The organism is Microtetraspora sp. NBRC 16547, from assembly GCF_030268965.1.
Classification (GTDB): Bacteria; Actinomycetota; Actinomycetes; order Streptosporangiales; family Streptosporangiaceae; genus Microtetraspora.
The window spans coordinates 73,521-95,759 of record NZ_BSSE01000028.1 but is presented as its reverse complement, the minus strand read 5'-3'; the positions used below and the strand labels follow the sequence as shown (position 1 = coordinate 95,759).

20 protein-coding genes are annotated in these 22,239 nt (G+C 67.6%); 4 read left to right on the top strand and 16 right to left on the bottom strand.

The genetic code is table 11. From position 1 onward, the window contains the following. Positions 1-177: 177 nt before the first annotated feature. The 4 genes from QSK17_RS29330 to QSK17_RS29315 all read right to left on the bottom strand — a co-directional run bounded on the left by QSK17_RS29330 (position 178) and on the right by QSK17_RS29315 (position 4,124). On the bottom strand, positions 178-1,827 hold the full coding sequence (locus tag QSK17_RS29330; protein WP_285708702.1) for an acetolactate synthase: 1,650 nt from the start codon (positions 1,825-1,827) through the stop codon (positions 178-180). A 223-nt stretch (positions 1,828-2,050) separates the two neighbouring features. Further along, positions 2,051-2,773 carry a dethiobiotin synthase gene (gene bioD, locus QSK17_RS29325; protein ID WP_285708701.1) on the bottom strand — a complete coding sequence of 241 codons (723 nt, stop codon included), beginning with the start codon at positions 2,771-2,773 and terminating at the stop codon, positions 2,051-2,053. Positions 2,774-2,782: 9 nt separating this feature from the next. Further along, positions 2,783-3,508, bottom strand: coding sequence for a GntR family transcriptional regulator (locus tag QSK17_RS29320; RefSeq protein WP_285708709.1), 726 nt, complete (start codon positions 3,506-3,508; stop codon positions 2,783-2,785). Between the two features lie 46 nt (positions 3,509-3,554). Then, on the bottom strand, positions 3,555-4,124 hold the full coding sequence (locus QSK17_RS29315; RefSeq protein ID WP_285708700.1) for an aminotransferase class I/II-fold pyridoxal phosphate-dependent enzyme: 570 nt from the start codon (positions 4,122-4,124) through the stop codon (positions 3,555-3,557). Positions 4,125-4,191: 67 nt separating this feature from the next. Between QSK17_RS29315 and QSK17_RS29310 the strand changes: the two genes are divergently transcribed. Beyond that, on the top strand, positions 4,192-5,655 hold the full coding sequence (locus tag QSK17_RS29310) for a sensor histidine kinase (RefSeq protein WP_285708699.1): 1,464 nt from the start codon (positions 4,192-4,194) through the stop codon (positions 5,653-5,655). A 107-nt stretch (positions 5,656-5,762) separates the two neighbouring features. Here the strand turns inward: QSK17_RS29310 and QSK17_RS29305 are convergent, their stop codons facing one another. Together QSK17_RS29305 and QSK17_RS29300 are read right to left on the bottom strand one after the other, a co-directional pair. After that, complete coding sequence (locus QSK17_RS29305) at positions 5,763-6,017, bottom strand: WhiB family transcriptional regulator (protein WP_285708698.1); 255 nt, start codon at positions 6,015-6,017, stop codon at positions 5,763-5,765. A 281-nt stretch (positions 6,018-6,298) separates the two neighbouring features. Then, the gene (locus QSK17_RS29300) at positions 6,299-7,291 is read right to left on the bottom strand and encodes a diacylglycerol/lipid kinase family protein (protein WP_285708697.1); all 993 of its coding nucleotides are present in this window, start codon (positions 7,289-7,291) and stop codon (positions 6,299-6,301) included. 59 nt (positions 7,292-7,350) lie between these two features. On the opposite strand from QSK17_RS29300, the gene QSK17_RS29295 reads away from it, so the two are divergent. After that, complete coding sequence (locus QSK17_RS29295; RefSeq protein WP_285708695.1) at positions 7,351-7,755, top strand: hypothetical protein; 405 nt, start codon at positions 7,351-7,353, stop codon at positions 7,753-7,755. Here the strand turns inward: QSK17_RS29295 and QSK17_RS29290 are convergent. From QSK17_RS29290 to sodN, 3 genes are all read right to left on the bottom strand, one after another. Next, positions 7,739-8,518 carry an RNA polymerase sigma factor SigF gene (locus tag QSK17_RS29290; RefSeq protein ID WP_174550665.1) on the bottom strand — a complete coding sequence of 260 codons (780 nt, stop codon included), beginning with the start codon at positions 8,516-8,518 and terminating at the stop codon, positions 7,739-7,741. The two genes, QSK17_RS29295 and QSK17_RS29290, sit on opposite strands and share 17 nt — an antisense overlap. A 17-nt stretch (positions 8,519-8,535) precedes the next feature. Further along, positions 8,536-8,961 (bottom strand): ATP-binding protein, encoded by a 426-nt coding sequence (locus QSK17_RS29285; protein WP_285708694.1) that lies wholly within the window; start codon positions 8,959-8,961, stop codon positions 8,536-8,538. Positions 8,962-9,160: 199 nt separating this feature from the next. Beyond that, entirely contained in the window at positions 9,161-9,562 is a 402-nt protein-coding gene (gene sodN / locus QSK17_RS29280) for a superoxide dismutase, Ni (RefSeq protein WP_285708693.1), read from the bottom strand. A 79-nt stretch (positions 9,563-9,641) separates the two neighbouring features. Between sodN and QSK17_RS29275 the strand changes: the two genes are divergently transcribed. Next, on the top strand, positions 9,642-9,965 hold the full coding sequence (locus tag QSK17_RS29275) for a S24 family peptidase (protein WP_285708692.1): 324 nt from the start codon (positions 9,642-9,644) through the stop codon (positions 9,963-9,965). On the opposite strand, the gene QSK17_RS29270 is transcribed toward QSK17_RS29275, so the two are convergent. Further along, positions 9,911-10,465: a CGNR zinc finger domain-containing protein gene (locus QSK17_RS29270; RefSeq protein WP_285708691.1), complete on the bottom strand. Its 555-nt coding sequence runs from the start codon at positions 10,463-10,465 to the stop codon at positions 9,911-9,913. The two genes, QSK17_RS29275 and QSK17_RS29270, sit on opposite strands and share 55 nt — an antisense overlap. Positions 10,466-10,736: 271 nt before the next feature. Here QSK17_RS29270 and QSK17_RS29265 point away from each other — a divergent pair, with 271 nt between their 5' ends. Then, on the top strand, positions 10,737-11,921 hold the full coding sequence (locus QSK17_RS29265; protein ID WP_285708690.1) for an NAD(P)-dependent malic enzyme: 1,185 nt from the start codon (positions 10,737-10,739) through the stop codon (positions 11,919-11,921). Between the two features lie 105 nt (positions 11,922-12,026). On the opposite strand, the gene QSK17_RS29260 is transcribed toward QSK17_RS29265, so the two are convergent. The 6 genes from QSK17_RS29260 to QSK17_RS29235 all read right to left on the bottom strand — a co-directional run bounded on the left by QSK17_RS29260 (position 12,027) and on the right by QSK17_RS29235 (position 21,647). Further along, positions 12,027-13,130, bottom strand: a complete 1,104-nt coding sequence (locus tag QSK17_RS29260; RefSeq protein ID WP_285708689.1) for a trypsin-like serine peptidase — start codon at positions 13,128-13,130, stop codon at positions 12,027-12,029. Between the two features lie 124 nt (positions 13,131-13,254). Further along, on the bottom strand, positions 13,255-14,382 hold the full coding sequence (locus QSK17_RS29255; protein ID WP_285708688.1) for a trypsin-like serine peptidase: 1,128 nt from the start codon (positions 14,380-14,382) through the stop codon (positions 13,255-13,257). Positions 14,383-14,699: 317 nt separating this feature from the next. Next, positions 14,700-15,881: a trypsin-like serine peptidase gene (locus QSK17_RS29250; protein ID WP_285708687.1), complete on the bottom strand. Its 1,182-nt coding sequence runs from the start codon at positions 15,879-15,881 to the stop codon at positions 14,700-14,702. A 528-nt stretch (positions 15,882-16,409) separates the two neighbouring features. After that, positions 16,410-17,642, bottom strand: a complete 1,233-nt coding sequence (locus QSK17_RS29245; protein ID WP_285708686.1) for a trypsin-like serine peptidase — start codon at positions 17,640-17,642, stop codon at positions 16,410-16,412. Between the two features lie 963 nt (positions 17,643-18,605). Next, a complete protein-coding gene (locus tag QSK17_RS29240; RefSeq protein WP_285708685.1) occupies positions 18,606-19,796 on the bottom strand; it encodes a trypsin-like serine peptidase in 1,191 nt (396 codons plus the stop codon). A gap of 567 nt (positions 19,797-20,363) precedes the next feature. Then, positions 20,364-21,647, bottom strand: a complete 1,284-nt coding sequence (locus QSK17_RS29235) for a hypothetical protein (RefSeq protein ID WP_285708684.1) — start codon at positions 21,645-21,647, stop codon at positions 20,364-20,366. Between the last annotated feature and the right edge of the window lie 592 nt (positions 21,648-22,239).

Genomic DNA, 22,239 nt, shown 5'->3' with positions numbered 1-22,239 from the left:
TCTGCAAACTTCTCAAGCCGCGGGCGTACCAGCGCCATCTCGTCAGGTGTCACGACAGCATGATCCCGAAGTAACTCATCAAAATGATCACGTTAAGTGATCATCGATCTAACGAAGTACTACTAGTGAGTGTCTGACGAATGCTGTCCGTCGCGAGCGGCATTCGTCAGATACTCCCTAGACCCCGGTGGTGTTGCGCGGGTAGGCGACCGCGGGGTCGGTGGCGATGTTCACCAGGTATGGCACGCCCGAGTCGAAGGCCCGCCGCAGCGCCGGCCCGATCTCCGACGGGGACGTCACCAGTTCGCCGCCTCCGCCGAGCGCGGTCACGACCTGGTCGTACCGGCACTGCGGCTGGAGCTCGGCGGCCACGTCGTAGCCGTACAGCAGCTGCATGGGGTGCTTCTCCAGGCCCCACATGCCGTTGTTGCCGCAGATCATGACGACCGGGAGCCGGTGCCTGACCAGGGTGTCCACGTCCATCAGGGAGAACCCGGCGGCGCCGTCGCCGAGGAGCAGCACGACCTGGGAGGAGGGCCGGGCGAGCCGGGCGGCGATCGAGTAGCCGAGCCCGGTGCCCAAGCAGCCGTACGGGCCGGGGTCGAGCCAGTTGCCCGGGTTGCGCGGCTCGACGTACTTGCCGGCGTAGGACACGAAGTCGCCGCCGTCGCCGATGACCACGGCGTCGTCGGCGAGGACCTTGCCGAGCTCGCCGTAGATGCGCATCGGGTGGATCGGGTCGGCGTCGGAGGCGAGCAGCGCGGCGTCCCCGGCGATCGAGGCCGCTGCCGTCTCGGCCAGTGTGGACACCCACGGCGCGTACGCCTTCGGATCCACCCCGGCGGTCGAGCAGGCCGCGGCGAGGCCCCAGAAGGTGAGGGACAGGTCGCCGGCGGCTGAGCCGGCCAGGCCGATGTGCGTGGCGAGCTGGGAGGCCGCGTCGGCGATGTGCACGACCTTGGCCAGGGGAGCCCCGTCCTTGCCGCCGAACCATCCGTAGCCGAGCCGGAAGTCCAGCGGCGTGCCGACCACGATGACCAGGTCCGCCTGGCCGAAGGCGAGTCCCCTGGCGCGGGTGACGAGCAGGTCGTGCCCGGCGGGGAGGATGCCCCGGCCCTGGCCGTTGGGGATGACCGGCAGGCGGTACTCCTCGGCGAAGTCCCGCGCGGCCTCCTCGGCGCGGTCCATCCAGACGTCGGAGCCGAGGACCAGGACCGGCCGCTCGGCCGCCACGATCAGCTTGGCGATGTCCGCGAGCGCGTCGGTGTCCGGCTCCAGCGGTGACGGCGCGAGCGTCTCGGTGGCCCGCTCGGGCGACGGCGCGAACAGGTGGTCCATGTAGAAGTCGATGAAGACCGGGCCGCGGTGGGGGGCGAGAGCCGTACGGAAGGCCATCTCGACGTCCTGACCGATCGTCTCGGCGCCGGAGCCGGTGAAGGCCAGCTTGGTGATGGACTCGAACAGCGGCGGGTGGTCCATCTCCTGCAGGGCGCCCGAGCCCCAGCGGGACTGCGGTGCGCGGCCGCCCATCACGACGACGGGGGAGCCGTTGAAGTGCGCCGTCGCGACGCCGGAGACGCCGTTGGTGATGCCGGGTCCGGCGGTCAACACCGCGAGGCCGGGCCCCCGGGTGAGCCGCGCCGTCGCCTCGGCCGCGAAGACGGCACTCTGCTCGTGCCGTACGTCGAGGATGCGCATGCCCTCGTGCACCGCGCCGTCGTACAGGGGGAAGACGTGCCCCCCGGACAGCGTGAACATCGTTTCGACGCCGTAGGCCTGGGAAACGGCGACCGCGATGTCGCCTGCATGCTTCGCTGCTGACTCCATGCCGGGAAACCTACCAGCCGGTCACATAGGGGGATAGTGAGTCGCCACTGCCTGCCAGGCGACGGATCCGCGCGCCTACGACCCGTCCTGCGCCATGGGACGGCGCGGTTCTAGAGCGTCTGCGACAGCGCCTTGATCGGCATCCTGAGGTCGGCGAGGAGGCCGAGGTCCTGCTCGGGAGAGCGGCCCAGCCAGGTAGTTCCCCACGATGATCGCGTCTCGGTCACAGGGGGAGCCTCAGCGTTGATCGGAAACGCGCCGGGTTGAACCCGCCGCCGAGCGTCGGACCGAGTCCCGCCCTGGCCGCCTGGGCGAAGGCCGTACGGTCGAGCTCGCCGGCTCCCTCGGGCAGCGCGCCGGCGAGCGGGCGGGCGGCGAGCATCTCCAGGTCGGCGACGTTGCAGCGCTCCACGAGATCCGGCTCGGCCGGCCAGGAGCCGATGACCACGCCGGCCAGGTCGACCCCGCGGCCCGCCATCACCTCGAGCGTCAGCGCGGTGTGATTGAGCGTGCCGAGCCCGGCGCGCGCGACCACCAGCACCGGGGCGTGCAGCAGGTGCGCCAGGTCCGCCAGCGTCGAGCCCTCTTCGTCGAAGCGGACGAGCAGCCCGCCCGCGCCCTCCACGATCACCAGCCGGTGGGCTTCGGCGATCTCGCGGATCCGCTCGGCGGCCTCCCCCAGCGAGACCGGCGGCAGACCCGACTCGCGCGCCGCGGCGGCGGGGGAGAGCGGATCCGGGAACCGGGCGAACTCGAACGTCGTCGTGACGCCCGACAGCCGGATGACCTCGTCGAGGTCGCCCGGCTCGTCCGGGGCTACGCCGGTCTGCGCCGGTTTCACCACCGCGACCGTGGCTCCCCGCTCCCGAGCGAGTACGGCCGTCGCCGCGGTCACCACCGTTTTCCCTACGCCGGTGTCGGTGCCGGTGATGATGAGGATGCTCATCAGCCAACCCTAGGGGCTGGGCCTGCGCAGACGCGTGACGAACTTGTAGCGGTCGCCGCGATACAGCGACTGGGCGTACTCCACCGGGTTGCCGTCGGCGTCGAAGGCGTGCCGGGTGAGCAGCAGCATGGGCAGGCCCACGTCCACGCCGAGCACCTGGGCGTCGTACGGCGTGGCGAGGACGGTCTCGATGACCTCCTCGGCGTCGGTCAGCCGCACGTTGTAGGCGTTGTGCAGCGTCTCGTACAGCGACGAGTGCGCTTCCAGCTCCCGCCGGAGGCGGGGAAACCTGCGGGCGGACAGGTGCGTGGTGTCGATCGACATCGGCTCGCCGTTGGCCAGCCGCAGGCGGTGGATGCGCAGAACCCGGCCGCCCGGATTGATCGCCAGTCGCCGGCCGAGCTGCTCGTCCGCGGTGATGTAGCTGATGTCCAGGATCTTGGTGTCCGGTTCGAGGCCCACGGTGCGCAGATCCCCGGTGTAGGACGTGAGCTGGAGCACCTGGGCGACCTTGGGCTGAGCGACGAACGTGCCCTTGCCCTGGATCCGCAGCAGGCGGCCCTCCACCACGAGTTCCGACAGTGCCTGCCGCACGGTCGTCCGAGAGGTCACGAACCGCACGGCGAGCGTACGCTCGGGTGGCAACGCGCTCCCCGGAGGGAGGCTCTTGGTGAGTTCCAGGAGGCTGCGCTTGACGTCGTAATACTTCGGGACTCTCGGCGCGTCCTCGGCCAGTTCGGTCACGATGCCTCCCTCACGACGTCGTCGATGTTTCGCCGGGTCACTTGCCCACCTTCCGTTCGGCCACGGCGGTGAGCGCCCGCCTGATCACCGCGAGGTCATCGGACCCCAGATTGGCCCGGGCGGTCAACCTCAGACAAGACCTCCCTTGGGGCACCGATGGTGGGCGGAAGCATCCCACGCGCACGCCGAGTTCCGCACACAGGGTCACCGCTGAGACCGCGGCCCCGGGCGATCCGAGCGCGATCGGGACCACGGCGGCGGCAGGCTCGCCGGACTCCAGACCGAGTTCGCGCGCCGTGCCGGCGAGCGCCCGCGCGTTGGCCGACGCGCGTTCTGGCAGCTCAGGGTGCCTCTCCAGGATCTCGACCGCGCGCAGGGCGGCGTCGGCGCAGGCGGGCGCGAGCCCCGTGTCGAAGATGAACGAACGCCCCGTGTCGATCAGCGTCTCGATCACCTCGGGGGCGCCGAGCATCGCTCCGCCCTGAGAGCCGAGCGACTTGGAAAGCGTGACGGTTCTCACAATATGAGGATTCCCCGCAAGTCCGGCAGTGTGCACCGCGCCCCTGCCGGCGGCGGCCGCACGCAGCCTGTCGAGTGGCCTACTCATGGGTGCATCTTTGCAGGTCGGATGGGTGGATTCGCCTTCGGGCCGGTTCAGGACGCATGATGCAGTCGTGTCGACTCTCAGCGACCTGGTGTCCCGTCAAACCGCGCTCGACGCCGCGGGCATCGAGTGGATGCGCTCGCTTGTGTCCGACTGGCAGTTGCTCGCCGACCTGTCGTTCGCCGACCTCATCCTGTGGATCCCGCGCAAGGAGGGGCCGGGCTGGGTGGCGGTCGCTCAGATGCGGCCGACCACCGGCCCCACCGTCTACCACGACGACGTGGTCGGCATGGTCGTGGCGGAGGGCGAGCGCCCACTGATCGACACCGCCTGGAAGGAGCACCGGATCTGCCGCGAGGGCGACCCGGACTGGTCCAGCGGCGTCCCCGTCCGCGAGGAGACCATCCCCGTGCGGCGCGGCCTGGAGGGAGAGTTCATCGGTGTCATCCAGCGCTCCACCAACCTGTCGTCCGCGCGTACGCCGTCTCGGCTGGAGCTGACCTACCTGCAGAGCGCCTCGGACATGGCGCAGATGGTGGCCGAGGGGAGGTTCCCGTTCCCCGAGGAGGAGCCGACCCTCGTCCGCTCGCCCCGGGTGGGCGACGGCCTCCTCCGGCTGGACCGGGCCGGCCGGGTGACCTACGCCTCGCCCAACGCGCTCTCCGCGTACCGCAGGCTCGGCCTGCAGGCCGACCTGGTCGGTGCGGAACTCGGCCGGACCACGGCGGACCTCTGCTATTCGGACGAGCCGATCAACGAGGACCTGATGCACGTGGCGAGCGGCCGGGCCCCGAGGGAGACCGAGGTGGAACGCGGCGGCATCGTCGTGCTGCTGCGGGCGATCCCGCTCGTGGTCGGCGGCGGCCGGATCGGCGCGCTGGTGCTCATCCGCGACGTGACGGAGCTGCGCCGCCGGGAGCGCGAGCTGCTGACCAAGGACGCCACGATCCGCGAGATCCACCACCGGGTGAAGAACAACCTGCAGACGGTGGCGGCGCTGCTCCGGCTCCAGGCCCGCAGGCTCGGCAATCCCGAAGGCCGGGAGGCGCTGGAGGAGGCGGTCAGGAGGGTCGGGTCGATCGCGATCGTGCACGAGATCCTGGCGCAGATGCCGGAGGAGATGGTCGAGTTCGACGACATCGCCGACCGGGTCGTCGCCATGACCGCCGAGGTCTCGGTGGCGCACGTGACGCCCAAGCGGATCGGCAGCTTCGGCGTGCTGCCCGCGGCCGTGGCCACGCCGATCGCGATGGTCCTCACCGAGCTGCTGCAGAACGCGGTGGAGCACGGCTTCTCGCACGCGAGCGGGAGCATCCAGGTGATCGTGTCCCGGGACGCGAATCACCTGGAGGTCGTCGTGGCGGATGACGGAAAGGGCCTGCCCACCGATTTCGATCTGGAGGCGACGACCAGTCTCGGGTTGCAGATCGTACGCACGCTCGTGGTCGGCGAGCTTTCCGGACGATTGTCGATCGCTCCGCGGGAAGGCGGCGGAACCGAAGTCACGATCAGCATTCCCGTTCAAACCGGGTAAGGGCCGCGTCCTTTGGGACGCGACCCTCGCCTTTCATGTGACCGCGACAACCGCGAAATGATGATCCTGGCGCATTCGGTGGTATGCGCGGTCGTGCAGGGGAAAATTCAGACGTTCGCGCGGGCGCGGGCGCGGGCCGTCCGGCGCTTGAAGGCGCGTCGCTCGTCCTCGCTCAGACCGCCCCAGACGCCGGCGTCCTGACCGGACTCAAGCGCCCACTTCAGGCAGGACTCCATGACGGAGCACTGCCGGCAGACCTGCTTCGCCTCTTCGATCTGCATGAGCGCGGGGCCGGTGTTGCCGATCGGGAAGAAAAGCTCGGGATCCACGTCACGGCAGGCAGCGCGGTGGCGCCAGTCCATGCGTTCCACTCCTTCGTAAGTGGAGCCTTCCGCGGCTCCTGACCGTCAACTTTGTGAAGTCTTTCACTAACTGCTGCGAACTTTCGCCCGGAACTTGGGTCGTACCGGGCTGGGTCCAATGATCGCCGGGGCACTCCGGGGGGCGGTGGCCTCCGCAAAGGTCCTACGTTCCGACGTCGCATTTAGCTTTTCAGGCAGGCCAAGACCGCACAAGAGGTTTGGGGGAAGGTTTTGCCGGTTATGGCTGTCGGATGCGTCACACTATGACCGCATGCAACGGTCTAGACGAGAACTTGTAATGCGTCCGGGATAGACCGGAAAAGCACCCGTTCGCGTTCTCCGAGGTAGTCACCGTCCAACTGGAAGGCGACCGGGCGGGAGGCGGAGAGAGTGAACTCCTCCTCGTCATGGGTCTGGACCAGGTGCCGGCCCGTCGGCAACCCCGGGCGCTCCCCGATGATCTGCCGGACCAGGCTGAGCACGGACCCCAGTCCCATCTTCCGCAGCCCGAGCAGGTCCAGCCCGGTCTCGAAGCCCGCCCAGGGCGTCGGGTTGATCGGACGGGACCCGGCGTAGGTCCACGGCGCGGCGTTGGAGACGATCGCCAGGAAGATCCGGCTCTGCGGCGCGTGCCGTGGACGTTCCAGCACCATGGCCGGACGGCGACGATCGGTCAGGAAGTAGTGGTTGATCGCCGTCTTCACGTACAACGCGGGCGTCGCCTTGCAGCCGGCGCTTCGCAACCCCTCGACGGCCCGGACGACCTCGGCGTCGTATCCGAGCCCAGCGCAGAATGTGAAATAACGTGACCCACGCGGGCCTGTCCGCGGCTCTACCTCTGGATCGCCGTGCGAAACGTCATGCTCCCAGACGGCTTCGCCGAGCCCGATCGTGCGCCGGCGGCCGTCTCGCAGCGCCTCCAGCGCCGCTCCGGTCGCCTCGACCGGGTTGTTGGGCAACCCGAGAGCCCGGGCGAAGACGTTCGCGCTCCCACCGGGGATCACGATCAGCGCGGGCCGCTCGACCGCGTGCGCCACGGGCTGCGCGCGCAGCAGGCCGTTGACCGTCTCGTTGATCGTGCCGTCGCCACCCAGCACGGCGACGGCGTCGAACCCCTTCGCGTGGGCCGTACCGGCGATCATCGCCGCGTGGCCGCGGTAACCGGTCTCCTCCACGGTCAGGTCCATCGCGGCGCCGAGCGCTCTCATCAGTACGTCCCGCGTGCGATGGTTGGTCGACGTCGCCTTGGGGTTGACGACAAGGAGAGCCCGCATGCCCTGAAGGGTAGAGCACGAACCATGCCCTACCACCCGTGTTGTTAGGGTTGGCCGCTGTGAACAGCCGACCTCTGACCCTGACCGTCGCCTCCGTCGTGGTGGCCGTCGAGGGCCTCGCCGCCCTGGCCCTGGGCGGGTACGTCGCCGTCGAGACCGTGATCGGAAAGCCGAGCGACCTGGCCAGCTCGATCTTCGTCGCGGCCTTCGGGATCCTGGTCGGCGCCGGGCTGCTCTGGGTCGCCTGGGGGGTTCTCCAGGTTTTCCGCTGGACCAGGGGACCCGGTGTGGTCACCCAGATCTTCGCGTTGCCCGTGGCGATCACGTTGATCCAGTCTCAGCAGTACGCCTATGGCATACCGCTGGTGGTGGCCGCCGCGATCGCCCTGGTGACACTCCTGGCCCCGCAGTCCACGAAGGCGCTGATGGGCGAGGACGGGCAGTCTTCTAGTCCTCCGCGGTGAGGCCCTCGCGAAGCTGGGCGAGGGTCCGGGCGAGGAGCCGGGACACGTGCATCTGCGAGATGCCCAGCTCCGTCGCGATCTGCGACTGGGTCATGTTGCCGAAGAAGCGCAGCAGCAGGATGCGCTTCTCGCGCGGCGGCAGACGCTCCAGCAGCGGCTTGAGGGACTCGCGGTATTCGACGCCCTCGAGCGACTCGTCCACGATGCCGAGCGAGTCCGACACGGCGGGCGCGTCATCGTCACCGGAATCGGGCGCGTCGAGGGAGACGGTGGAGTAGGCGTTGGCCGACTCCAGGCCCTCGAGGACCTCTTCCTCGGTCATCTGCAGGTGGGCCGCCAGCTCGGCCACCGTGGGCGCGCGGCTCTCCCGCTGCGACAGCTCGCTGATCGCCTTGGTGAGCGAGAGCTTGAGCTCCTGCAGCCGGCGCGGCACGCGGACCGCCCAGCCCTTGTCACGGAAGTGACGCTTGATCTCTCCGACGATGGTGGGGGTCGCGTAGGTGGAGAACTCGACGCCGCGGCCCAGGTCGAAGCGGTCGATCGACTTGATCAGGCCGATCGTGGCGACCTGGGTGAGATCGTCGAGCCACTCGCCCCTGTTACGAAAACGGCGGGCGAGGTACTCCACCAGCGGGAGGTGAAGCTCGACGAGCTCGTCGCGGATGCGCTGACGCCTCGGGTCGTCGGCCGGCAGCTCCACGAGCTCCCCGAAGAGCGCGCGAGCACGCACGCGGTCGGGAACCGCCGAGTCGCCGGAGGCCATGGCACGAGTCCTTTCCGTCACGCCGGCCTCGCTGCGCCTCGGCGCTTACGCAGCACGATCGCCGTGTGATCGGGGGAGTCGGAGATGGCGTCCACGTCGTCCGCGAGCGCGGTCAACACCATCCAGGCGAAGTCATCGCGTTTCGGAGCGGTCGCACCGACCGTGTTGACCTCGACCCGGACCGTCATCTCCTGCCCGGTGAGCTCGAACTCCGCGACCAGGTCGGTGCCGGGCACCGCCTGCCGCAGGAGCATGGCGCAGGCCTCGTCCACCGCGATGCGGAGGTCCTCGATCTGGTCGAGGGTGAAGTCCAGCCGGGCCGCGAGCCCGGCGGTAGCCGTACGCAGCACTGAGAGATAGGCGCTCACGGCGGGCAGCCGGACGCTCACCGCGTCGCGGATCCCGGCCAGATCCACCGCAGGCGTCTCGGTTTCCTCGGTCACGTTCCTCCTCGCCCCATATCGAGCCGGCGCACTGCCGCTCACTGCAACCTACCGCCACTGGCCCGCGATTGCTCGGCTGGGACGCGCCGATTGTCGCGATCTTGGAGGAGGGTCCGGGTGAATTCTCCGGTTGCGGACGGCCCCGAAAATGCCGGACCCCGCGCGGTCATGGACCGGGCGGGGTCAGGACGTCTCAGGCTCAGGCGGCCTTGGTCTCCCAGAAGATCTTCGCAATCTCGTCGATCTTTGCAAGGAGGTCGTCGGCCTTTGCCACATCGACGGTGCCCTTCGCACCGGCCGCGCCCGCGAGCTTGGTGGCATCCCAGAACAGCTGGTGAAGCTGAGGGTACTGCTCCAGGTGCGGCGGCTTGAAGTAGTCGGTCCACAACACCCAGAGGTGGTGCTTGACCAGCTCCGCGCGCTCTTCCTTAATCGTGAGAGCGCGGGAGCGGAACACGGGGTCGTCGTTGTCGGCGTACTTGACCATGATGGCCTTCACCGACTCGGCCTCGATGCGAGCCTGGGCGGGGTCGTAGACACCGCACGGCAGGTCGCAGTGGGCGGACGCCTCGTGCTTGGGCCGCAGCAGTCGTGCGAGCATCGGAATCCTTCCTTAATGCTGTGAAGCACTGTCCAGGACCGACCTTACTCGTCTCGGAAAGCCAAGTGTGGAGGGGGATGTGCTCACCACAGTGCGCGTCGTGGGCGACTCGATGCTGCCTGTCCTGCGTCCCGGAGACTGCCTGCTCCTGCGGCGCGGCGCCACTGTCAGGGAGGGTGACCTGGTGGTGGCGCGGCGGCCGCACGGGCTGATCGTCAAGCGGGCGTTCCGCCGTACCGGGGAGGGCTGGTGGCTGGAGAGCGACAACCAGAACGCGCCGGGACGGCGGGACAGCTGGGACTTCGGGGCGGTGCCGGAGTCCGAGATCGTCGGACGGGTGGTGCTGCGCTACTGGCCGCGCGTCGCCTTCCGCCTCGCCGCGCCGCGCTTGCGCGCCCGGTAGGCGGCGACGTTGACCCGGTTGGCGCAGCGTTCCGAGCAGTAGCGGCGCGACCGGTTCGACGATGTGTCGAGATAGGCGTTGTCGCAGACGGGGGCCTGGCAGATCCCCAGGCGGTCCATGCCCAGGCTGGTGACGACGGTCGCCAGACCCATGACGGAGCCCACGGCGAGAGTGTCGGCCACCCGGCCGCCCTCGGTCAGGTGCATGTGCCAGGGCTGGCCGTCGTGGCCGGAGATCTGGGGATGTACGGGATGTCGGACGAGGAGCCCGTTCAGCCGCTCGACCGCGTCGGCTCCGTCACCCCTCGCGGCGGACTCGAAGACGCCGGTCAGCTCCTCGCGCAGCTCGCAGACGGCGTCCAGATCTCGGCGGGTGGCGCGGGCGGCGGCCTCGGTGCGGCCAGTCTCGATGAGCAGCTCGCGCAGGGAATCGAGGGATCTCAGCCGGTCGCGCTCGTTAACAAGGAGTACGGCGAGCTTGGCGTATGAGGTGAAGTCCACGTGCGACCCACGGTTGTAAGTGATCAGACCGGAAATCGAGTATTACATGCCGCAGGTTAGATTGCATACGCAATAAATCTGACACTTTGTTAACCCGGCAACCTCGCAGGCCGCGATCTCATCATGTGGCACAATCAAACAACGGGTGACCCCCGTACCCCCCAAAGAGACGACCGTCGACCGCGACGGCCGCCGGGCGGCTACCGAAGCCCGGGCCGGATCGCTCTTTGCGGCGTCTACCGAAGGAACTCCTCGTGACACTGGGGTCGCTGTGACTGTTACTTCCGATTCTCTGGACGCTCTCGACGTCGATCCGGCCTTCGCCCTGCATCGTGGCGGCAAGCTGGAGGTCCGCTCCACCATCCCGGTCCGCGACGCGGACGATCTCTCCCTGGCGTACACGCCGGGCGTCGCCCGGGTCTGCACCGCCATCGCCGACACGCCCGAACTCGTCAACGACTACACCTGGGTCTCCAACGTCGTGGCGGTGGTCTCCGACGGCACCGCCGTCCTGGGGCTCGGCGACATCGGCCCGGCCGCGGCGATGCCGGTCATGGAGGGCAAGGCGCTCCTCTTCAAGGAGTTCGCGGGCGTCGACGCCGTGCCGATCTGCCTCGACTGCACCGACGTGGACGCGCTGGTGGAGACCGTGGTCCGGCTCGCGCCGTCGTTCGGCGGCATCAATCTGGAGGACATCAGCGCTCCGCGCTGCTTCGAGGTCGAGGAGCGGCTGCGCTCTCTGCTGGACATCCCGGTCTTCCACGACGACCAGCACGGCACCGCCATCGTCGCCCTCGCTGCGTTGCAGAACGCCGCCCGGCTGACCGGGCGCACGCTGGGCGACCTGCGGGCCGTCATCGCGGGCGCCGGGGCCTCCGGCGTGGCGGTGACCCGCATCCTGCTGGGCGCCGGCATCGGGGACGTCGCCGTCGCGGACTCCAAGGGTGTGATCTACACCGGGCGGGAGGGCCTCAACCCGGTCAAGGAGGCCCTGGCCAGGGACACCAGCAAGGCGGGCTTCACCGGCTCCACCGAGGAGGCTCTCAGCGGGGCGGACGTGTTCATCGGCCTCTCGGGCTCGACGGTGAGCGAGGAGGCCATCATGTCGATGGCCCCGGATGCCATCGTCTTCGCGCTGTCCAACCCCACTCCGGAGGTCCACCCCGAGGTGGCCAGGCGGCACGCGCGGGTGGTCGCGACCGGCAGGTCCGACTTCCCCAACCAGATCAACAACGTGCTCGCCTTCCCGGGCGTCTTCCGCGGCGCGCTCAACGTGCGGGCCACGACCATCACCGAGAACATGAAGGTGGCCGCGGCCTCCGCGCTGGCGGCGGTGGTCGGGGACGATGTGTCCGAGGACTACGTCATCCCCTCGCCGTTCGACGCCCGTGTCGCGCCCGCTGTGATCGCGGCCGTCGCCGAGCAGGCCCGCCTGGACGGCGTCGCCCGACGCTGATCCCCGTGCTGAGCCCGGCGCTCGCGCCGGGCTCGGAACAGGCGGCCGGGCACGAGAAAGAGGCCCGGCCGGAGCCGGGCCTCACGTTCCTCAAGTGAGGACGCGTTACTTGGTCTCGGTGATGCCGACCGAGCCGTCCGCCTTGACGAGCGAGCCGGACCACAGGGAGAAGGCGGCGCGGTAGACGCCGTACGTCTCGCCGTCGAAGTAGGCCGACGTGATCATGTCGCTGCGCTTGTTGCCGTCGGTGTCACCGCCGAGGCTGGTGACGCCGTTGATGTAGCCGAGGCGACGGTTGCTGTTGTACTTGAGGATCCAGGGGCCACCGGAGGAGCCGCCGGTCATCGAGCACTTCAGGCCCATCTGCTCTTCGACCTTCACGCTGCTCTCGACGATCGGGTAGACCGGCTTGCCGTAGCACCACTTCATCTTCTCGCCGGTGAAGACGTAGTTGCCGTCGTCGTGCGGGGCGGCCGGGTAGCCGAAGGCGAAGACGGGCTGGCCGACCTTCTGGTTGTAGGCGAAGCCCTGGCCGCCGACGTTCTTGCCCAGCGGGCCGAGGTCGACATGCACGTTCTTGTCGAAGTCGTAGCCGATGCCGTTGTAGACGGTCACGAAGGCGTAGTCACGGTCGGCGTCCTCGTAGACGTCGAAGTCGTAGTGCGTGAAGGCCTGCTTGCCGACGTAGACGCCCCAGGGGGCCCTGCCGTCGTAGTAGCCGGGGATGAAGACCCACTTGTCCACGGTCTGCTTCTTGCTCTCGATGTCGTAGACGCAGTGGCCGGCCGTGGCGACCAGGTTGCGGTACTGCGACTGGATCGAGGAGGCGGAGCAGGCGTAGACGTCGTTGTCGATGACGAAGAACGCGCGGCCCACGGTCTTGGGCAGGTTGACGTTCTTCGACTTGCCGACGACCTTCTTCTCGTCACCGATCGCCGGGACGACACCGGGCTTGCCGTCGGTCGCGGGGCCGCCGGTGGAGACGTGCTTCGGCACGCTCTTGTGCTCGACGCCGTACGCCTTGGCGGCCTTGAGGTTGGCACCGCCGTCCGCGGTCCAGAAGTTCATGACGTCGCCGGCCTGGGTGGCGGAGGCGAGCTTCGCCTTCGACACCGTCGAGGCGGCCCCAGCGGGGGTCACCAGGGCTGCGGCGAGAAGGCCGGTGGCGGCGACGAGGCCGCCGAGGGGGAGAAGCAGACGCTTCTGCATGAGGGATTCGCTCCTTGCGCTGATGAGGGCCGCTACTGCGCCCCTATCGTCAGTAAAGGGATGGTAAAAAACCTACATCACCCATACGAAAGCCCATAATTGCCGAAATGGCCGGAGTTGTTTGTTACCGAATGTTGATCTCGTTCCCGCCCTCGCGGACGCTGCCGCTGGGTACGGGGCCGGACTCGACCCGTCGGGCCGCGGCGTAGACGTCGTGGAGTTCGCCGTCGAAGTACGGGGAGACAGCGGCCGCGCCGGACATGGTGATCGTGATGCCGTTGAGGTAGCCGAGGCGGTTCGCCTTGCGGTAACCGATCAGCCAGGAGGAGCCGTCGGCCGTACGGGATGACCTCAGGCCGATCAGTTCGTCCGCCTGGATGGACGGATCCTGGGCCGGGAACGTCATGCCCTGCACGCTGGGTCCGGAGGGCCCGACGATGACTGTCCTTCGGCCGATCTTCTGGTTGTAGGCGAGGCCCTGCCCGCCCACCCCGTCCGCGAGCGGGCCGCCGTCGGCAAGCCTGATCCGGCCGGGGCCCCGGGACGGCTGCGGGGCGAGGCCGTTGTAGACCGTGACGAACGCGTAGTCGCGGTCGAGGTCACGGTATGTGGCGAAGTCGTGGTGGGTGAACGCCTGCTTGCCCACGTAGACGCCGAAGGGGATCGTGCCCGGCAGGTAGCCCGGGATGAAGATCCAGTTCCGCATCGGCGCGCCGCCGTTGTCGGTGTCGAAGGCGCAGTGCCCGGCGGTGGCGACCAGGTTCCGATGGGTGGCCTGGATCGAGGTGCCCGAGCACCAGTAGGGCTTGTCGTCCGACCCCAGGAAGAACACCTTGCCTGTGGTCCTGGGCAGGTTGACGTTCTTGGAGGTGGGGGCCGGGTTCGTGTTCTGCGCGGTGTGGACGCCGTCCGGCTTGCCGCCGGACCCCGGTTTCCTGTCGGGCCCAGGCTTCGGGTCGGCCGGGCGGACGCCTCCTGGCTTGCCGTCCGCTGCGGCGCCGCCTTGTGACGCCGGCCGAGCGGTGACCTTCGTCCGCAGCCCGTACGGCGTCGCGGTGGCGAGGGCGCGACCGTCGCCGCCGAGCCAGTACGCCAGCACGGAGGGGACCTGGGCTTCGGCCGCCAAGGGGCGGGTGGCGGTGATGTCGTACGCCCGGGCGGGTGTGAGCGGGCCGGCCGCGGCGAGTGCCGTGGAACAGAGCAGCCCGGCGATGACCGCCGCGCACCCGGCGGGCAGGACGACGCGCTTCACGGACGCTCCTTGCGCTGTGCGTGGACGCCCCAGCGCCCCTTGCCTCGGTAAAGAGGAAGATTACAGCGCATTTACCCTGGCTTGGCACATGACCCCGGTCGGGTCGCGTCTTGTGGGGTCACGCGTTCCGGGCGGGATAGCGCCCGTCGCCGTTGACGCCGTCACCGCCTTCCGTGTCCGCGTCGTTCGCCGTATGGCCGTGAGAAGGCATGCCGGGAAAACGAAAGGGCCCGGCTGGAGAGCCGGGCCCTTCGGTGAAGCAGGTTTGAGATCAGGGTTTGGATCCCTGTCTCGGGATCGCGTCAGTTCGTGAGGAACTAGGCGATCGAGCCGGACCAGAGGTTCTTGGCCGCGGAGTAGACGCCGTACAGCTCGCCGTCGAAGTACGGGGAGAAGCTGGTGTCGATGCGGTTGTTGCCGTCGGTGTCGGAGACGCCGATGGTCACGCCGTTCAGGTAGCCGAGACGGCGGCCGCTGCTGTAGTTCACCAGCCAGGAGGAGCCGAGGGCGCCCTCACCGGTGAAGGAGGACTTGGTGCCGATGAGCTCCTCGCCCTTGATGGACGGAACCTGGACCGGGAAGGTCTTGCCGTAGGTCCACTTGAGGGTCTTGCCGGTGAAGGCGTAGTTGCCGTCCGGGTGGGAGCCGCTCGGGTAGCCGAACACGTAGACCGGCTTGCCGACCTTCTGGTTGTAGGCGATGCCCTGGCCGCCGACGTTGGCACCGAGGGCGCCCGCGTCGACGAACCGCTTGACCCAGTACTGGGTCTTGCCGTCGACGATCTTGGTGCCGCGGAGGCTCTCGTTGTACAGCTTCCAGGCGTCCTCGGTGACCTGCTTCCACGAGGTCGCGTCGATCTCGACAGCGCTGTTGAGCGCCTTGAGGCCGTTGTAGACCGTGACGAAGGCGTAGTTGCGGTCGGCGTCCTCGTAGACGTCGAAGTCGTAGTGGGTGAACGCCTGCTTGCCGACGTAGATGCCCCACGGGCTCTTGGCCTCGTAGTAGCCCGGGATGAAGACCCAGTTGGTGAGCGTGGCCTTGTTGGACTCGGTGTCGTAGACGCAGTGACCGGCCGTGGCGACCAGGTTCTTGTACGCGGACTGGACCGAGGTGGCCGAGCACCAGTGCGGGTTGCCGTCCCCGCCGGTGAAGAACACCTTGCCCGTGGTCTTGGGCAGGTTGACGTTCTTGGACTTGGCGACCGTCTTCTTCTCGTCGCCGATCGCCGGGACGATGCCGGGCTTGCTGTCGGGGGCCGGGCCGCCCTTGGAGACGAGCTTGGTGGTGACCGGCTTGGTCTCCACGGCGTACGGCGTGGCGCCGATCAGGTTGGCGGCCTCGTGGTTGGTCCAGTAGGCGACGACGTTGTAGGCGGCGATGCCGCTGGTGGCCAGCGGGTCGCTGGCGACGTCAGGGGCGGCCTGGGCCGGGGCAGCCAGGCCGGCGGCCAGCAGGCCGGCGGTGGCGACGAGGCCACCGAAGGCGAGGGTGCGCTTCATGGGGGAACTCCTTGGTCTGCCGTGGAACGCTTCTTGCGCCCCATGCGTCAGTGAAGGGACGCGGGAAACATACAGCCGCGATCTTTCACCGCGAAAGCGGCTTCCAGGGGTCTCTCTGGCACCCCCCGCGGCGTTGCTGTTCCGTTATCTGTTGCTGGACTCGGGTCCTTTGTCGGCGGGGCGACATATATGCAGATCAAGGGGGAAGTGACGGATTCGGTGGTAGCCCGATGGCGGGCGGGGTGATCTTCAGTTATGTGATCTAAATCACATAACTGGCATGGCACCGAATCGGAGGCGGTCACGTCTAAGGCCGTTCCCTACGGCGAAGGCCCCGGGGCGACGCCCCGGGGCCTTCGGTTTCTGGAGCAGACAAAGCGGGGGAGGCGGCGCGCCCGCCGTTCCGCGCGGTGTCCTCCAGAAAAGGCACAGGGGCCCGGCTGAGAGCCGGGCCCCTGTGTGAGTTCAGCGGCTGGGTCAGGGTTTGGACCCCTGGCCCGTGACCACCTCGTTCCCGCAGGCCGGGAACTAGGCGATCGAGCCCGACCAAACGTTCTTGGCCGCGCTGTAGACGCCGTAGGTCTCACCGTCGAAGTACGGGGAGAGGCTGGTGTCGATCCGCTTGTTGCCGTCACGGTCGGCCACCGCGATGGTGACACCGTTCAGGTAACCGACGCGACGGGTGTTGCTGTAGTTGAGCAGCCACGCCGAGCCGAGCGAGCCCTCGCCGGTGAAGGAGGACTTGACACCCTGCAGCTCCTCGCCCTTGATGGCGGGCGCGGTGGCGGCGAAGGTCTTGCCGTAGCTCCACTTGAGGGTCTTGCCGGAGAAGGCGTAGTTGCCGTCCGGGTGCGAGCCGCTCGGGTAGCCGAACACGAAGACCGGCTTGCCGAGCTTCTGGTTGTAGGCCAGGCCCTGGCCACCGACGTTGTCGCCCAGGCGACCGGCGTCGGTCCACTTGAAGACGAAGTAGTGCTTCGCGCCCTTCTCGTCCGTGGTGGTGTAGTAGCCGCGGCCGGTCTTCTTGGTGTCGGCGTCCTCGTAGGCCTTGTAGGTGGCCTCGTCGACCTCCTGGAAGCCGGCGTACTGCTTGAACTCCTCGTACTTCATGCCCTTGAAGTCGGCGAAGCCGCCGGCCGGGAACTTGAGGCCGTTGTAGACCGTGACGAACGCGTAGTCGCGGTCGCCGTCCTCGTAGACGTCGAAGTCGTAGTGGGTGAAGGCCTGCTTACCCACGTAGATGCCGAACGGGGTCTTGCCCTGGTAGTAGCCGGGGATGAAGACCCAGCTGTCGAGGGTGGCCTTGTTGGACTTCGTGTCGTACACGCAGTGACCCGCGGTCGCGACCATGTTCTTGTACGAGGACTGAACCGAGGTCGCGGTGCACCAGTGCGGCTGGCCGTCGGCGCCCTTGAAGAACACCTTGCCGGTGGTCTTGGGCAGGTTGACGTTCTTCGACTTGGCGGTGGTCTTCTTCTCGTCGCCAATGGCCGGGACGACGCCGGGCTTGCTGTCCGCAGCCGGACCACCAGTCGAAACGTGCTTGGCCGGGACCTGGGTCTCGACGCTGTACGGCGTGGCCTGGATCAGGTTGGCGGCCTTCTCCCCGGCCCAGAACGCCGCGATGTTCTGCGCGGCGATCTTGTTGGCGGCCAGCGGGGTGCTGGCCACGTCACTGGCGGCCTGGGCCGGGACGGCCAGACCAGCGGCGAGCAGGCCGGCGGTGGCGACAAGGCCACCGAAGGCGAGGGTGCGCTTCATGAGGGAACTCCTCGGGCTGTCGTGGGACGCATCTTGCGCCCCATGCGTCAGTAAAGGGATGACCGGAAACATACAGGCGCGATCTTGCGCGGCGAAAGCCGCCGCGGAGCCGGGAGCCGCCCCGTACGGCGTGGAGATCTCTCCGTGACCTTATGTTCGAATCCTGTTCGCGGGTCGGCGAGGTCCGCATCTGTGCAGATCAACCGCGCGATCGTGGGTGAGATCGTCGCGGCGAAGTTGTTACATCCGAAAGATCCTGAAAAACGGCTGTGTGAGGTAAAACACATTCCCGTCATGGCACCGATTTGGGTTCGGTCACGTCTAACGCGCCCTCGAACGAACGAAGGCTCCGGCGCGGTCCGCCGGAGCCTTGGGTCGCTCGGGAGCATACACAGCCGCGAGTCCTGGTCGCGGGCCGAGGATTGGGTCTGGAGATCGGGAATTTGGAACCATCCGAAAAGGGCGGGAACGATGGCCGGCCCGCTGGATCTCGTGGTGCCGGTACCGGGGGGTCCGGGTCTGCGGAGGGCGCGATCCGGTCGTGCGGGCCCGATTTCGGTCACGACCGATTCGACCCGCGAAAGCCCCGTTTCCGACCCGTGGAGGATCCGCTTCCGGTCCGGAGCACCCCGTCCTGGCCGAGTGCGCCGTGTCCCTTCGGCGCTATGTCCCAGACAGCGGCAGTGTCCTCGGCAGCAGCCATGTCCCTGGCCGAAGGGCACCCCGTCCCTGCTCAGGGCAGCGCTCTCCCGATCCAGGGCGCTCCCTCCCGATCACGGGAGCCCGTTTCGACCGGGCGTCCTACGGAGTCCCGGCGGCATGACGAAGCCGACCTGGAAAAACGAAAGGGCCCGGCGAAAAACGAAAGGGCCCGGCTGGAGAGCCGGGCCCTTCGGTGAAGCAGGTTTGAGAGCAGGGTTTGGACCCCTACCTCGGAGATCGTGCTTGTTCCGCGAGCGGAGACTAGACGATCGAGCCGGACCAGAGGTTCTTGGCCGCGGAGTAGACGCCGAACAGCTCACCGTCGAAGTACGGCGAGAAGCTGGTGTCGTAACGGTTGTTGCCGTCGGTGTCGGAGACGCCGATGGTCACGCCGTTCAGGTAGCCGAGACGACGGCCGCTGCTGTAGTTCACCAGCCAGGAGGAGCCGAGGGCGCCCTCGCCGGTGAAGGAGGACTTGGTGCCGACGAGCTCCTCGCCCTTGATGGCCGGGGCCTGGACCGCGAAGGTCTTGCCGTAGGTCCACTTGAGGGTCTGGCCGGTGAAGGCCTGGTTGCCGTCCGGGTGCGAGCCGCTCGGGTAGCCGAACACGTAGACCGGCTTGCCGACCTTCTGGTTGTAGGCAATACCCTGGCCACCGACGTTGGCGCCCAGAGCGCCGGCGTCGACGAAGCCGTTCTTGACGTAGTACTTGCCGCCCTCAGCCGGAAGCTGCATCCACGGCTTGTACTGCTTCCACTCAGCCTCGGTGACTTCCTTCTTGTTGACCTCAGGGTGGCCGTTCAGCGCCTTGATGCCGTTGTAAACGGTCACGAAGGCGTAGTCACGGTCGGCGTCCTCGTAGACGTCGAAGTCGTAGTGGGTGAAGGCCTGCTTACCCACGTAGATGCCCCACGGGGTCCTGCCCTTGTAGTAGCCCGGGACGAACACCCAGTTGTTGAGCGTGGTCTTGTTGGACTTCGTGTCGTAGACGCAGTGACCGGCCGTGGCGACCAGGTTCTTGTACGCCGACTGCACCGAGGTGGCCGAGCACCAGTGCGGGTTGACGGCCGTGACCTTGCCGTTCTCCCACTTGAAGTCGTCCGCGAAGAACACCTTGCCGGTGGTCTTGGGCAGGTTGACGTTCTTCGACTTGGCGACCGTCTTCTTCTCGTCGCCGATCGCCGGGACAACGCCGGGCTTGCTGTCCGGAGCCGGGCCGCCCTTGCTGATGTGCTTGGCGACGACCTTGGTCTCAGCGTTGAACGGCGTGGCCGCGATCAGGTTGGCGTTGGCCTCGGCTCCCCAGAACGCCGCAATGTTCTTGGCGGCGATCTTGCTCTGGGCGAGCGGGGTCTGGACGGCGTCAGGGGCGGCCTGGGCCGGGACGGCCAGGCCGGCGGCGAGCAGGCCGGCGGTGGCGACGAGGCCACCGAAGGCGAGGGTGCGCTTCATGGGGGAACTCCTTGGGCTGTCGTGGGGCGCTTTCTTGCGTCCCAGACGTCAGTAAAGGGATGGCCAAAACATACAGTGCGATCTTTTGTCGCGAACCCCTCGGATCGCCGCTTTCACGGCACGCCGGGCCGCGATACCGTCCCGTTATATAAATGACTCAAGGAAAGGCAATCTGTCAGGCGGTGGCGAGTTTTGTTCGCGCTGCTCCAGGCCCTGTCGCTGGATTCTTTCGACGTGGAGGCCCGGTCGCGGTGCGCCATGAGGGTTGGTCTAAGTGTGATGCAGATCACAGGAAATTCGGGGCACCGTATCGGTGAGTCCCGCGTCTAAGCGCGAACCTCGGCGGGCCCGGCGTTGCAATTCCGGAAGGGGACGATCACCCAGCGCGAGGATTTACGGTCGGCGTGCGACACCAATCGGACAGGCGCCCGGCCGACCGGAGGCTCTGCGGCTGGTTCCGGTGCGATGTCGTCTGAGAAACGGCTCTTCAGCGGTCCGGTCCCTGAAACGCCAAAAAGGCCCGGCCGAGTGGCCGGGCCTTTCTGAACGAGCTGACCGACGAACTACTTAGTCCCGCGGCTTGAGCGACTCGCTGGCGTGCGGGATCGCGGGCGACTCGAACGGGATCGCGATCGAGCCGGACCAGAGGTTCTTGGCCGCGGAGTAGACGCCGAACAGCTCACCGTCGAAGTACGGCGAGAAGCTGGTGTCGATGCGGTTGTTGCCGTCGGTGTCGGAGACGCCGATGGTCACACCGTTCAGGTAGCCCAGACGGCGGCCGTTGCTGTAGTTCCGCAGCCACGCCGAGCCGAGCGAGCCCTCACCGGTGAACGGCGACTTGATGCCGACGAGCTCCTCACCCTTGATGGCCAGGGCCTGGACCGCGAAGGTCTTGCCGTAACTCCACTTGAGGGTCTTGCCGGTGAAGGCGTAGTTGCCGTCCGGGTGGGAGCCGCTCGGGTAACCGAACACGAAGACCGGCTTGCCGATCTTCTGGTTGTAGGCCAGACCCTGCCCGCCGACGTTGGCGCCCAGGGCGCCGGTGTCGACGAACTTCCACACGAAGTAGTGGGTCTTGCCGTCCTTGCCGGGCCGCTCCCTCATGTAGCAGGGGCCCTGCTCCTTGGCCCTGGCGCGGTACTCCGCCGGGAACTTCTGGTAGGTCTCCCAGGAGACCTCGTACCACTCACCGGGCGCCTCGTCGGGCTCGGACAGGCCGTCGTGGCCCATCGTGAGGCCGTTGTAGACGGTGACGAAGGCGTAGTCGCGGTCGGCGTCCTCGTAGACGTCGTAGTCGTAGTGGGTGAAGGCCTGCTTACCCACGTAGATGCCCCACGGGGTCTTGGCCTGGTAGTAGCCGGGAACGAAGACCCAGTTGTTCATGGTCGTCGCGTTCGACTCGGTGTCGTACACACAGTGACCGGCCGTCGCGACCAGGTTCTTGTACGCCGACTGCACCGAGGTGGCCGTGCACCAGTGCGGGTTGCCCTTGGAGTCCTCGAAGAACACCTTGCCCGTGGTCTTGGGCAGGTTCACGTTCTTGGACTTGGCGACGACCTTCTTCTCGTCGCCGATCGCCGGGACGACGCCCGGCTTGCTGTCGGGGGCCGGGCCGCCCTTGGAGACGAGCTTGGTCGTGACCGGCTTGGTCTCGACGTTGTACGGCGTCGCGTTGATCAGGTTCGCGGCCTTGTTGTTGTACCAGTAGGCGACCGTGGACCACGCGGCGATGCCGTCGGTGGCGAGGGCGTCGCTGGCGACGTCACCGGCGGCCTGAGCCGGGGCGGCCAGACCGGCGGCCAGCAGGCCGGCGGTGGCGACGAGGCCGCCGAAGGCGAGGGTGCGCTTCATGGGGGAACTCCTTGGTCTGTCGTGGGGCGCTTCTTGCGTCCCATGCGTCAGGAAAGGGATGCGCAAAAGATAGCGCAGACGGATTGCCGGAAGCGTGGGAAAACCCGCCGTTCGCCGCCTCCGGACGGCCTTTCTTGAAGGCTTACAGTGCGAAAGTCCGACTGTTGTCCCTTCGTCGCCCAAGGAACGCGGCATTCGTGCAGGTAGCCGTCACTGGACACCTTTCTTCCACGACGTGTGAAGCAAATGGGAAGATCTCTTCCAGCATTCCCTGTGAATTAGATCGCAGCATTATCGGTGTCATCCGAGCAGCCATAAATAATCGGTTATCCGGCAGCGTCGTTCCACTGCCTCGGCCGGTTTACCGACCTGCTTGGAAAGTTTTGAAGAAATGCCAACGAGAAGTGCGGCCGATGGGCTGTGATCATGCCGGATGTTGACACCGTTGCGCCGGTCGAGTTCGGTGCCGGCCGGCATTTCAGCGCGGCACCGAACACCGGTGCTCCAGGAAAACGAAAGGGCCCGACTGGAGAGCCGGGCCCTTCGGTGAAGCAGGTTTGAGATCAGGGTTTGGACCCCTGTCTCGGGATCG